Genomic DNA, 12,414 nt, shown 5'->3' with positions numbered 1-12,414 from the left:
CCGCGTGCCCCCTTTTTCATGTCCGGTGAGGTTTGGTTGTCAGAAGCCAGACCGGATGCTCTGTGTCAGGGCTTCGGCGGCCTCTTTGTGGGCGCGGACGCCCAGCATCGCCTTGGCGGCGACGGCCTGTCCTTCGGGCACGATCATGTCGGTGGTGTTGTTGGCCCGCGCCTTGGCGCTGGGCTGCACCAGAACGACGCTGCGCACGATCGGCCGCAATTCGTCGATCATGCTGCGCGTGATGAACAACGGGTCCGAGCTGAGCGGATCCGGGCGGTCGGCCCAGTGGGCATCGGTGGGCAGGTGATCCGAGAACCAGAGCAGCAGGGTGTTCTTGCCGACATCCTGCAGGAACCCTTTCATCCGGGCGCGCCATGCCTGCTGAAGCTCTTCGCGGATGATCTCGAACCGTTCCGGCGAGACCTTGTAGAGCCGGGTCAGCAGGTGCCGGGTGAAGCAGACTTCGGTAAAGTCGACCTCGGGATAGATCGCCCGCAGTACGCTGGAGGCCCGCACGAAGCGGTCGTTGCGCCGCGGATGCACCGTGTAGAACCGGTTGGACATGTTGTGCGCGCCCATCACCTGAACGACGTTGACCTCCGCCTTCTTGGCGGCGTTCTGGACAACCGTTTCATGCAGGAACGCGTCGATGGAGGCATTCACCGCGCCGAAATTCACGCAGGTCGTTCCCATCATATCCTCGATCATCTGGGGAAACGGCCGGGGAATGAATTTCCCGTAGGTCTCGGTCCCGCCGATGAAGGTCAGATACTTTCCTTCGAGGGATTTCTTGGGCCCCCGGAAGAACAGTTTCGAATTTCCGTATCTGCAGGTACCATAGCTGATACCTGCGCTATCCAGCGTCTCGTGCTTCATCGAACACCCACCGTTATTTCACTCACCGACGCCAGATTCGCCCTAAACGATTGAGGATTAGCTAAACTGGCAATTCACAACTGATTTTAAGGGATTTGCGGCCTTGCCGCCGGGGTCGGGCCGGGCCTATTGTGCCCCGGACACAGCATCAGAGAGTAAGACCGTATGGCCATTAACCGAGTGGGCGTTGTAGGCGCAGGCCAGATGGGCAATGGCATAGCGCATGTCTTTGCTTTGGCTGGATATGAAGTGCTCATGACCGACATCAGCGCCGACGCGCTGGAGGCTGCGAAGGCCCTCATTTCCAAGAACCTGGACCGTCAGGTCAGCCGCGAGGTGATCAGTCAGGCGCAAAAGGACGAGGCGTTCAGCCGCATCGGCAGCACCCTGACTCTGACCGATTTAGGTCAAACTGACCTTATTATCGAGGCCGCGACCGAGCGCGAAACCGTCAAGCAGGCGATCTTCGAGGACCTCATTCCGCATCTGAAGCCGGATACGATTCTCACCTCCAACACCTCGTCGATTTCGATCACCCGGTTGGCCGCCCGCACGGACCGCCCCGAGAAGTTCATGGGCTTTCACTTCATGAACCCGGTGCCGGTGATGCAGCTTGTCGAATTGATCCGCGGCATCGCGACCGACAAGGAGACGTTCGACACCTGCCTCGCGGTCGTCGACAGCCTCGGCAAGACCGCCTCCAGCTCCGAGGATTTCCCGGCATTCATCGTCAACCGCATCCTGATGCCGATGATCAACGAGGCGATCTATACCCTCTATGAGGGCGTCGGATCGGTGAAGTCGATCGACACCTCGCTGAAACTGGGCGCCAATCACCCGATGGGTCCGCTCGAGCTTGCCGATTTCATCGGCCTCGACACCTGTCTTGCGATCATGAACGTGTTGCACGACGGATTGGCCGATACCAAGTATCGCCCCTGTCCGCTGCTGACGAAATATGTCGAAGCCGGCTGGCTTGGCCGCAAGACCCAGCGCGGGTTCTACGACTATCGCGGAGACGAGCCGGTCCCGACCCGCTGATTACGCGCCCAGATCCAGCGTGTGCTGGCGCAGCCATGCCATCCCGGCGCGCGGGTCTTTCATCCGCTCGCTGATCTCTTCGGGAGGGATCGGGGCGCCGATGACGGGGGCTTGCGGCTTTTTGCAGGCGGCGACGATCTCGTGCAGCAACAGCCCTTGCCGGATCGCGGGCGAGATCTTGTTGGCCATCTGATACATCCGCGAATTCGATCCCGGAAAGTAGAGCGGCACCACGGTCGCCCCCGACCGGCGGATCATCTTTGCGGTAAAGACGTTCCACTCGGCTTCGATCGCCGGCCCGGTCAGGGTTTCCGACGCGGCAACCACCCCAGAGGGAAACAGCGCGATCACACCGCCGTCGGACAGGGTCTCCATCGCGGCGGCCCGCATGGCGATTCCCTTTTGCTGGGCGTCGTCTTCGTGCGGGAAGGGCACCGGGATCAGAAAGCTGGCGGCCATGTCGTCGATCCCGGTGAGGATCGAGCGCACGAGGATCTTGTAGTCGTGCCGGACCTTGCTGATCAGCGCCGCGATCACCATACCGTCGACCATCCCGTGCGGGTGGTTGGCGACGATGATCAAGGGCCCGGTGGCCGGGATATTCCGGATCTGGCTCTCTGGCGTTTCGATCCGGATCCGCATGATATCCAACGCGTCGAGCCAGAGCCGTTCGCGCGTGTGCGGCCCCTGCTTGCGGAAGGTCCGCAGCATCCGCATGATCGCGATCTTGCCCGTCATCCATTCGATTGTTCGGATCAAAGCTCGCTTTGTCGGACTGGCGAAGGTGTTCGAATAGGTCAGATTACGCCGGTCATAGCCCGGCATCTCGGGCTCTGGCGGCGTCAATTTGCGCGCGGCTATACCGATGTTCTGCGTTTCGTCCGTCAACTTGTGCTCATCCTTCGCAGTGTCGCGCGATGCGCATCTACTTGTCAGTCGCCTTCACCGAATTTGTCGGCCACGAGCGCTGCAATAGCGTGGCCGAGAGCATCCGCGTCCGGGCCACGTGTTTCTACCTCAATAATGCTTCCGTTTGAGGCTGCCAACATCAAAAGCCCCATGATGCTGTCGGCATTGGCGGATTGCCCGTCGTGCGAAACGGTCGCTTCGGCGTCGAAACTTTCGACGACTTCGACCAGCTTGGCGGAGGCGCGGGCGTGCAGCCCCTTGATGTTGACGATCTTGAGTTTCTGCTTGGTCGGAGTCATCCGGCGGACCTTGTCGCTTGCACATTGCTGGGCACGGCGTGGCTGTCGATGTATTTGCGCCCGGCGTTCATCGCGGCCTCGACGGCGTCGGGCACGGAGCGTCCCCGCGATTTGGCCAGCTTGATCAGCATCGGCAGATTGGCCCCATAGAGGATCCGCCGATTTGTCGGCCCGCAGGCCCGCAGGCTGAGGTTCGAGGGCGAGCCGCCGAACATGTCGGTCACGATCACCACCCCGTCGCCGGTATCGACCGCATCGGCGGCGTCACAAATTTCGTCTTGTTTCGTATTCCTGTCATCATCGGGCTCTATGGTGATGGCAATGACACCCGGCTGGAGGCCGACGACATGTTCCATCGCTGAGCGGTATTCGCGAGCAAGACCACCATGTGCGACGATCACGATGCCGATCACCTCTGTGCTCCTTGTTCGCGTGTATCCGTCTGAGCGGTCGCCCGACGTTCCAGTTCTCGATGTCTTTTAGATACCTGCCAACCGTTCTCTGCAAGAGAATCGGCAAGGCGTTCTGCAAGACAGACCGATCGGTGTTGCCCTCCGGTACACCCGATCCCGATGGACAGGTGGGTTTTGCCCTCGTCCCGGTAGGCGGGCAGCAGGAACAGCGTCATGTCGAGCAGCTTGTCGAAATACTCCTCGAACCGCGGATCCCCGGCGATGTGCGCGGCGACGCCCGGGTCGCGGCCATCCTTGCTGCGCAGGGAGGGATCCCAGTGCGGATTGCGCAGAAAGCGCACGTCCTGGATGATGTCGAGCCCGCGCGGCAGGCCCCGCTTGAACGAGAAGGACTGCACAGTCACCCCGAGCTTCTGCCCGGAAGGGGCCCCGAAACCGTCGCTGATTTCGGCCCGAAGGTCGTGCGGCGTGATCCCGCTGCTGTCGATCAGCACATGGGCCCGCGCCCGGATCGGCACCAGCAGCTCCAGCTCTTGCCGGATGCCGACCAGCGGCACCGAGTCGGGCGAGAGCGGGTGCCGCCGCCGCGTTTCGGAATAGCGCCGCACCAGATCGTCTTCGTTGCAGTCGATATAGAGCACCTGATCGTCGATATCGGGCCGTGCGGCCAGTTGGTCCATTGTGTCGATGAGCGCATCGACCCCGAAATCCCGATTTCGCACATCGAGTCCAAGCGCCAGCGGCCGCGCCAAGGGCGGCCCGTCCATCAGCCGCGAGAGCAACGACAGCGGCATGTTGTCGATCACTTCGAAGCCGAGATCCTCGAGCGCGTTGACCGCTGTCGACCGACCGGCACCGGAGGGCCCGGTGACGAGAACGATGCGCTGCCGCGTATCGTCGGCCCGTTGCGGGGCCTCGTATGGTTTCGGTGTGATCATCAAGCGTTCCGTCCCGCTGATATATAGTGCATGACCGCAGCGTCAAAGTGGCAATGCTGCACATGCAAAATCAAGGGCACCGTGACGCCGAGATAGGTGACGCTGCGTTGCGGAGGCAAACGCTCCGTCTCGGTTCTGTCCATGTCGATGCAGAGCGCCACGGGGGCCGGAGGATGGGCGGTGGCGTTCAGGATTCCGATGCCACGCGCCTCGATCAGCCCCGAAATCGCGGGCGGGCAGGCGGCCATGAGCTGGCCGTCTTGCACGCTCAGATACGTTTGATCGTCTGCGATAAGCCCGCAGCCCCGCCCCATAAGTGCCAGTGACAGCGTGGATTTTCCGCGTCCTGCACCACCGGTGATCAGGATGGCCTTGCCTTGGTAGGCGACGCTGTTGGCGTGGAGGGTGAGGTTGGCCGGGTCGGGCATGGCGCCCTAGACCGGCAAGCCGACCACAAAACGCGCGCCGAGCGGTTCGGAGGTGATGTCGGTGTCGGTCGGCCGGATGTTTTCGGCCCAGATCACACCTCCGTGCGCTTCGACGATTTGTTTGGAAATCGCGAGCCCGAGCCCCGAATTGTTGCCGAAATCGTTCGCCGGCCGCTCTGAATAGAATCGCTGGAACACCTTGGAGAGCGCGTTGTCGGGGATGCCGGGGCCGGTATCTTCGACCACGACGAGCACCCGGTTTTCCCGCTTGCGTGCCCAGATCCGGATGGCATCGCCGCTTTCGCAGAAGGAAATCGCATTGGTGATCAGGTTGACAAAGACCTGCGCCAGCCGTCCTTCGAGCCCTTGAATGATGATCGGTTGCGAGGGCAGATCGGCGATGAAATCGACGTCCTTGGCCTGCGCTTCGCGTTCGAGGAATTCGGTCAGGTTACCCAGCATCTTGATCAGGTCGAAGCTCTCTTCGGCCTCCTTGACCAGTTCGCTGTCGAGCCGCGAGGCATTGGCGATGTCGGTGACGAGCCGGTCGAGGCGGCGCACGTCATGCTCGATGATCTCGATCATCTTCTCGCGCTGATCGTCGCGCTTGGCGACCCGCATGGTGCCCGTCGCGGACCGCAGGGAGGCCAGCGGGTTCTTGAGCTCGTGCGCCACATCGGCGGCGAATTGTTCGTTGGCTTCGATCCGTTCATAGAGCGCCGAGACCATGCCCCGCAGCGCCGAGGAGAGCCGCCCGATCTCGTCGGGTCGTGCCGACAGATCGGGAATCCGAATCCGGTCGGGCGACATCTTGCGGGCGTTGCGGTCGCGCCCGAGCTCTGCCGCGGCGGCCAGATCGGCGATGGGGTTTGCGATCGTCGAGGCGAGGATCAGGGACAGGCCGATGGAGACCAGCACCCCGACGACGAACATTTGCAGGACCTGCTCGCGTTCGTGCCGCACCAGCGCATCAATTTCGCCGGCCGCAGAGGTGAGCGCCACGATCCCGACCGGGTTGTCGCCCTGCATGATCGGCGTTGCCACGGCAAAGACCGACCGGCCCTCGGAGTCGTTGGAGGTCTTGACCGTCGCTCCGCCCGCGAGCGCGGTCTGCACGAGGGCCTGCGCATTGGCGCGAGGATCGATTCTGGGCTCTTCCTCGTTGTTGGGGGCCAGAATGCGGGCCAGCCCGTCCCACGCGGCGTTGAGCATATCGGTCAGGATCGTGCCCCGACCGTTCATTTCCAGCCCGTTGACCGACCCGGCATTGCCGGTCGCTTCGGTTTCGCCGACCAGCGTGCCCTGGGTGTCGAAGATGTAGACCTGAATGCGGCCGCGCAGGTTGAGCCCCGCCAGCGTGGAATCGACGTCGATACCGTCGCCGGTGATCAGGTTCACCGGGCTGCTCACCGGCAATCCGGCCTCGAACACATCCGCGATCAGCTGCGCTTCGCTGACCAGACCGCTGGCCCGCTGAAATGCCAGATTGTCCCGCGAGGGCGCCAGATAGAGCATCCCCGCGACGAGGAGGATCAGCGCCACGAGGTTGAAGGTGATGATCTTGCGCGCAAGCGGCGACCGGTTCAGCGTGATGAATCCGCGCTTGCGCCGTTGTTCACGCATCTCTGCCGAAGAGGCGCTGGTGCCCGGATCGACCCAGTCATCGCCAAGCAACACCTGCCCCGTGCCGGCCTTGGCGGCCCGGCGCACGGAGTTGAGGTCTCTGACGTCGATCTGAGGCGATGCGGTCATCGGTTTGGCCTATCCCTACTCTTCGTTGTAGCGATAGCCGATCCCGTAGAGCGTTTCGATTGCGGAAAACTCGTTGTCGGCCATCCGCATCTTCTTGCGCAGCCGCTTGATGTGGCTGTCGATGGTGCGGTCGTCGACATAGACCTGATCGTCGTAGGCCACGTCCATCAGCTGATCACGCGATTTCACGAAGCCCGGACGCTGTGCGAGGGCTTGCAGCAGGAGGAATTCGGTCACAGTCAGCGAGACGTCCTGACCTTTCCATTTCACCGCGTGCCGCAGCGGATCCATCGTCAGCTCGCCACGGACCATGATCTTGGTTTCTTCGGTCACTTCGACCGCGTCGCCGGAGATCGCGTCCTGACGGCGCAGCAGCGCCCGGATACGCTCGACCAGCAGCCGCTGGGAAAACGGCTTTTTCACATAGTCGTCGGCGCCCATCCGAAGCCCGAGCACCTCGTCGATCTCGTCGTCCTTGGAGGTCAGGAAAATGACCGGCATCGACGTTTTCTGCCGCAGCCGCTGAAGCAAATCCATCCCGTCCATGCGGGGCATCTTGATGTCCAGCACAGCCATATCGGGCATGCGTTTGTTAAAAGCGTCCAAAGCGGACTGACCGTCGTTATATGTTTCAACCTCGAAGCCTTCGGCCTCGAGAGTCATGGACACAGACGTCAGGATATTCCTGTCGTCGTCCACCAATGCAATTTTCGACATGGGAGGAGACCCCTTACTGCTCAATGATTGTTATTGCCTGCTTTTTTCCAACTATGACCCTAAATCACAGGCGCGAATCAATCCCTAACTGCGAATCGACCCCTTCGGTCCGGCACATTTGCCACGAAAAACTCTTAGGAATGACTAAAATGCCTCACCTGCGACCGATGAAAATTTTTGATTGCGCTAACATGCCGAATGTTTGCGTTAACTGCCTGTCGCCGGGGTGTTCAGCTGCGAAATCATCGTGTTAAGCCTTCTGGACTTGGGCTGGAGGAGCCCTTTCACAGGAGAAAGACAATGGACCACGGTCGCGTAAATCCGTCGATGAAGCTTGAAAATCAAGGCATCACAGGGTTGGGGCAGGTCTATTATAACCAGACCGAGCCTGATCTGATGCAGTCCGCCCTGACCAAGGGCGAAGGCGAGATGGGCAAGGGTGGCACCTTCCTCGTGAGCACCGGCAAATACACCGGCCGCTCGCCCAAAGACAAACACGTGGTCGCCACCGCGGGTGTCGTCGACAACATCTGGTGGGAGAACAACGCCCGCATGGAGCCGGAGTTCTTCGATGTCCTCTACGACGACATGCGCGCGCATATGAAGGGCAAGGACTACCACGTTCAGGATCTCTATGCCGGTGCCGACCCGGAGCATCGTCTGGACGTTCGTCTGGTGACGGAGCTGGCCTGGCACGGTCTGTTCATCCGCCATCTGCTGCGCAAGCCGTCGCAGGCCGAGGTCGATACCTTCGAGCCCGGCTTCACCATCATCAACTGCCCGACGTTCAAGGCCGATCCGGTTCGCCATGGCTGCCGGACCGATACCATCATCGCGATGAACTTTGAAAAGAAGCTGATCCTGATCGGCGGCACCGAGTATGCCGGCGAGAACAAGAAATCGGTCTTCACCCTGCTGAACTATCTGCTGCCTGAGAAGGGCATCATGCCGATGCATTGCTCGGCCAACCATGCGCCCGGCAATCCCGTCGACACGGCGATCTTCTTTGGCCTGTCCGGCACCGGCAAGACGACCCTGTCGTCCGATCCGTCCCGGATTCTCATCGGTGACGACGAGCATGGCTGGTCGGATCGCGGCAGCTTCAACTTCGAGGGCGGCTGCTACGCCAAGACGATCAACCTGTCCCCCGAGGCCGAGCCCGAGATCTATGCGACCACGACGATGTTTTCGACCGTCATCGAGAACATGGTCTATGATCCCGAGACCCGTGAGGTCGACTACACCGACGATTCGCTCACCGCCAACATGCGCTGCGCCTATCCGCTGGAGTTCATCTCGAACGCCTCCCACAGCGGCCTCGGCGGCCACCCCAAGAACATCATCATGCTGACCTGCGATGCCTTCGGCGTGCTGCCTCCGATTGCACGGCTGACCCCGGCGCAGGCGATGTATCACTTCCTGTCCGGCTTTACCTCCAAGGTGGCCGGCACCGAGCGCGGCGTGACCGAGCCGGAGCCGACATTCTCCACCTGTTTCGGTGCGCCGTTCACGCCGCGTCGCCCCGAGGTCTACGGCAAGCTCCTGCAGGAGAAGATCGCCCAGCACGGCGCGTCTTGCTGGCTGGTCAACACCGGCTGGACCGGTGGCGCCTATGGCACCGGCCGCCGGATGCCGATTGCCGCGACCCGCGCGCTGTTGGCCGCGGCGCTGGACGGCACGCTGGCCGAGGCGACGTTCCGCAAGGATCCGAACTTCGGCTTCGAAGTGCCGGTCACGGTGCCCGGCGTCGACGCCCGGCTGCTCGATCCCCGCGGCACCTGGGACGACCCCAAGGCCTATGACGCGCAGGCGGCCAAGCTGGTGGATATGTTCGTCGACAACTTTGCCCAATATGTCGCCTACATCGACGACGATGTTCGTGCCGCTGCCATTGGCTGAATGACGGAGTGAGGTGGGCCTGCGCCCGCCTCATCTTTGCCCGTTGCTGTCCTGCCGTCCTATCTGACCGGATCGAAAAGGGCGTCTTGCAGGGTGCAGTCCCGAATGACGTCCGAACCGCATTGCCGTGGTTCCAGATCGCGGGTCAGGCAAATCCGGGCCTCTTGAATATAACCCCGCTGGCAGGTGATCGTAATCTGATCGGCGGCCAGTTCCGAATTATCCCGCATGAACGCCTCTTCGATGATGCTGGCGGGCAGGGTGAACGTCCGGTCCAGTTGCCGCAGGACGGGCGGCCGCACGATGCTGTCGTAGGCCTCGCGGGCGAGGGCGAAATATTCGCCCGGTGGCAGACCGGAGCAGGTGCCGTGCTTGTTCCACTGATACCACGCCAGCCCGGAGGTCCCCATGATATCGGCCATCTCGCCTGTCATGCTCCGGCTGGGTGGCTGAAACGTGGAGTAGCAATCCTGTGGCCAGCCGTTCTCGTATTGCGGCCACAATCCGTGCAGAACCCAGCCGAAATCCTCGGATGGGTCGCATTGCGGCGAATTCCGATCGTCCCCTTCGAGGGCGCACCAGTTCGGCGACCAGCTGAGCGACATCACGTAGTAGTCGAACTCTCCCGCCGTGTCCTGCGCCCGCAAGGGCCCTGCCAATACCACCAGAAATGCGCAGAGAAGCCGAACCATTTTAATCTTTCCTATCTTCGTTGTGCCGACTATATACGTCCAAAGTTCCCCGACAACGAGAACGAGGGCCCTAGTGGCTCGGCCCCCAAACCGGGCCACGGGGAAGACGTGTTTAGATGAGGGGTGCCAGACATGGCTGACAAACCGATTATGGCCAAAGCCACCGCCGTTTGGCTGGTGGACAACACAACGCTCAGCTTCAAGCAGATCGGCGATTTCTGCGGTTTGCACGAGCTGGAAGTGCAGGGCATTGCCGACGGCGACGTGGCCGCCGGCGTCAAGGGGTTTGACCCGATTGCCAACAACCAGCTGACCGCCGAGGAAATCGCCACGGCCGAGAAGAACCCGGCCGCCAAGCTGAAGCTGAAATTCAACGCCGCCGCCGTGGGCGAGGAAAAGCGCCGTGGTCCGCGCTATACGCCGCTCTCCAAGCGTCAGGACCGTCCTGCCGCAATCCTGTGGCTGGTCAAGTTCCATCCGGAATTGTCCGACGGCCAGGTCTCCAAGCTGGTTGGCACCACCAAGCCGACCATTCAGGCGATCCGCGAGCGCACCCACTGGAATATCGGCAATATCGACCCGATCGACCCGGTTGCCCTTGGCCTGTGCCGCCAGTCCGAATTGGATGCCGCCGTCCAGAAGGCCAACGCCAAGAAGGCCCGCGAGGGTGGCGTGATGACCGATGACGAGCGCCGCAAGCTGGTCTCGACCGAGCAGAGCCTCGGCATGGACACCGAGCCGAAGATCCCGACGGCCATTGCGGGTCTCGAGACCTTCAGCCTCGGCGACAGCGGCGACGATCCCCGTGATTCCCTCGACGACGAAGACGAGCGCAAGGACACCCGCGATGTTGCGGATGCCGAGAGCTTCTTCAACCTGCCCGGCGATGCCGGTGACGACGACGAGGACGAACAGCCCTGAGATCGGCCCTGGAGCCATCCGCAGGTAACGACCACAGGCCCCGGCAGAATTGCCGGGGCTTTTCTTTTGCGCCATTCTATTCGCTCATGTCCGAGATCGAAGAGGTTCCACATGCCCCACATCGCCATCTGGGTGGCCTTGCTGCTGTCCGCTGCGACGCCGGTTTGGGCCGACGCCTATTGCGACGAGCTGTGGCTGCTGCGCAATCAGCTCTTCGATCGGGCGGGCTATTGCTTCTCGTCGCCCTTGGGGCAGGCCGTCTTCGGCAATGACGATTGCACCACCACGGTGCCGGAGCTGGACCCTTCCGCCAGCCGCATGGTGGCCGAGATCCGCGACTTCGAAGCCATCGAGAACTGCCGGGTCGATACCACCCGCACCGAATTGGACGTGCCGCATCTGGCGACCCGTCTCGCCCTGATCGATCTGCCGGTCTGGGGCCTTGGCGAGAGCGCCTGTCTGGGCTGGCGCGGCCCGCCGCTGATCCTCCGTTCGGGTCGCTCTGACAGCGCGCCCATGACCGGGGTGATCGAGACCGGTGAGAACATTCTTTTGATGTATGCCGATGTCGATGGCTGGAGCTTTGTCCCGTCGCCCGATGGCGATGCCCGGATGGGTTGGGTCCGCCTTCCGCGATTGGACGCGACGTCCTGCGACGGTTTGGCGGGCTAGGCGGGCCGGCTGACAGGGCGTCGCGCCGCGATCCGGCTTATGGGGCGACGGCTTCGGTCACGAGCGCGAGCGTTTCGCCGGTGATCCGGCCCTGACCGAACCGGTCGATCAGGGCGTTTGCGATGGCCTTGCGCACCTGTTGCAGCGTCGGTTTGCCAAGCGCCTCGATTTCCAGCCCAAGCGGCGAGCCATGGGTCTGACCATAGGCGAAATGGTCGGCCGTCTCGGCGACACTGTGGATCGAGACCTCTTCGATCCGGTAATCGTCGAAACCGGCTGCGGTGAGGTCGGCCTCGATCTGGTGGCTTTCCGAGTAGCCGAAGGGCGTTCTGGCCAGAAACAGCGGCGGGTTTTCCGGGTAGAGCCGGATCAGCGTCTCGACGGCGATGCGCGAGAAGTCGTTCCGCTCCAGTGGGCCCCATGTGCTGAACACGAACCGTCCCCCCGAGCGCAGCACCCGCCGCGCTTCGGAGAACCCCTTGATCCGGTCGGGAAAGAACATCGCCCCGAACTGGCACAGCACCACATCGAAGCTGTCGTCGTCGAAGGGAAGAGCGGTGGCGTTGGCCTCTCGCCATTCCAGCCCGTCGCCGGGGTGACGCCGTTTGGCCCGTTCGAGCATCGCGCCGTTGAGGTCGGTGGCGACATAGCGCGATTGCGGCCCGAGGAGCGGCGCGAGCGCCCGCGTGACGGCGCCGCTGCCCGCGGCGATTTCCAGCACGGCCGCCGGCTTTGATCGCGCGACCCGTTGCGCGAGATCCTTGGCGTAGCTCTCGAACAGGATCGGGACGAGGTGACTGTCGTAGATCTCCGGAATCGAGCCGATGAAGTCGGAATCAATGTCGCCCATTGTTCCC

14 protein-coding genes are annotated in these 12,414 nt (G+C 62.3%); 4 read left to right on the top strand and 10 right to left on the bottom strand.

What is annotated here, in order from left to right; translation table 11 throughout:
• Positions 1–39 precede the first annotated feature (39 nt).
• A complete protein-coding gene (locus LOM8899_RS04410) occupies positions 40–876 on the bottom strand; it encodes a DUF6473 family protein (RefSeq protein WP_093990903.1) in 837 nt (278 codons plus the stop codon).
• A 165-nt stretch (positions 877–1,041) separates the two neighbouring features.
• On the opposite strand from LOM8899_RS04410, the gene LOM8899_RS04405 reads away from it, so the two are divergent.
• Positions 1,042–1,917: a 3-hydroxybutyryl-CoA dehydrogenase gene (locus LOM8899_RS04405; RefSeq protein WP_093990902.1), complete on the top strand. Its 876-nt coding sequence runs from the start codon at positions 1,042–1,044 to the stop codon at positions 1,915–1,917.
• Here the strand turns inward: LOM8899_RS04405 and LOM8899_RS04400 are convergent, their stop codons facing one another.
• The 7 genes from LOM8899_RS04400 to LOM8899_RS04370 all read right to left on the bottom strand — a co-directional run bounded on the left by LOM8899_RS04400 (position 1,918) and on the right by LOM8899_RS04370 (position 7,373).
• Positions 1,918–2,742, bottom strand: coding sequence for a lysophospholipid acyltransferase family protein (locus tag LOM8899_RS04400; protein ID WP_093990901.1), 825 nt, complete (start codon positions 2,740–2,742; stop codon positions 1,918–1,920). It lies immediately after the preceding gene.
• 107 nt (positions 2,743–2,849) lie between these two features.
• On the bottom strand, positions 2,850–3,125 hold the full coding sequence (locus tag LOM8899_RS04395) for an HPr family phosphocarrier protein (protein ID WP_093990900.1): 276 nt from the start codon (positions 3,123–3,125) through the stop codon (positions 2,850–2,852).
• Positions 3,122–3,538, bottom strand: a complete 417-nt coding sequence (locus LOM8899_RS04390; RefSeq protein ID WP_093990899.1) for a PTS sugar transporter subunit IIA — start codon at positions 3,536–3,538, stop codon at positions 3,122–3,124. Before LOM8899_RS04390 ends, LOM8899_RS04395 begins: the two co-directional genes overlap by 4 nt.
• Positions 3,535–4,476 (bottom strand): RNase adapter RapZ, encoded by a 942-nt coding sequence (gene rapZ / locus LOM8899_RS04385; RefSeq protein WP_093990898.1) that lies wholly within the window; start codon positions 4,474–4,476, stop codon positions 3,535–3,537. The genes LOM8899_RS04390 and rapZ overlap by 4 nt, the downstream gene beginning before the upstream one ends.
• Entirely contained in the window at positions 4,476–4,904 is a 429-nt protein-coding gene (locus LOM8899_RS04380) for an HPr kinase/phosphorylase (protein WP_093990897.1), read from the bottom strand. The genes rapZ and LOM8899_RS04380 overlap by 1 nt, the downstream gene beginning before the upstream one ends.
• Positions 4,905–4,910: 6 nt before the next feature.
• A complete protein-coding gene (locus LOM8899_RS04375; protein ID WP_093990896.1) occupies positions 4,911–6,656 on the bottom strand; it encodes a sensor N-terminal transmembrane domain-containing protein in 1,746 nt (581 codons plus the stop codon).
• Positions 6,657–6,671: 15 nt separating this feature from the next.
• On the bottom strand, positions 6,672–7,373 hold the full coding sequence (locus LOM8899_RS04370; protein WP_093990895.1) for a response regulator transcription factor: 702 nt from the start codon (positions 7,371–7,373) through the stop codon (positions 6,672–6,674).
• A gap of 300 nt (positions 7,374–7,673) precedes the next feature.
• On the opposite strand from LOM8899_RS04370, the gene LOM8899_RS04365 reads away from it, so the two are divergent.
• Entirely contained in the window at positions 7,674–9,272 is a 1,599-nt protein-coding gene (locus tag LOM8899_RS04365; protein ID WP_093990894.1) for a phosphoenolpyruvate carboxykinase, read from the top strand.
• Between the two features lie 59 nt (positions 9,273–9,331).
• On the opposite strand, the gene LOM8899_RS04360 is transcribed toward LOM8899_RS04365, so the two are convergent.
• Positions 9,332–9,964: a ribonuclease T2 family protein gene (locus LOM8899_RS04360; protein ID WP_093990893.1), complete on the bottom strand. Its 633-nt coding sequence runs from the start codon at positions 9,962–9,964 to the stop codon at positions 9,332–9,334.
• Positions 9,965–10,096: 132 nt separating this feature from the next.
• Here LOM8899_RS04360 and LOM8899_RS04355 point away from each other — a divergent pair, with 132 nt between their 5' ends.
• A complete protein-coding gene (locus LOM8899_RS04355) occupies positions 10,097–10,885 on the top strand; it encodes a DUF1013 domain-containing protein (protein ID WP_093990892.1) in 789 nt (262 codons plus the stop codon).
• 111 nt (positions 10,886–10,996) lie between these two features.
• Positions 10,997–11,557 carry a DUF4453 domain-containing protein gene (locus LOM8899_RS04350; RefSeq protein WP_093990891.1) on the top strand — a complete coding sequence of 187 codons (561 nt, stop codon included), beginning with the start codon at positions 10,997–10,999 and terminating at the stop codon, positions 11,555–11,557.
• Between the two features lie 37 nt (positions 11,558–11,594).
• On the opposite strand, the gene LOM8899_RS04345 is transcribed toward LOM8899_RS04350, so the two are convergent.
• Positions 11,595–12,407 (bottom strand): class I SAM-dependent methyltransferase, encoded by an 813-nt coding sequence (locus LOM8899_RS04345; RefSeq protein WP_093990890.1) that lies wholly within the window; start codon positions 12,405–12,407, stop codon positions 11,595–11,597.
• Positions 12,408–12,414 lie beyond the last annotated feature (7 nt).

The organism is Flavimaricola marinus (assembly GCF_900184895.1).
GTDB classification, from domain to species: Bacteria; Pseudomonadota; Alphaproteobacteria; order Rhodobacterales; family Rhodobacteraceae; genus Flavimaricola; species Flavimaricola marinus.
This window is presented reverse-complemented; position numbering and strand designations above follow the sequence as displayed.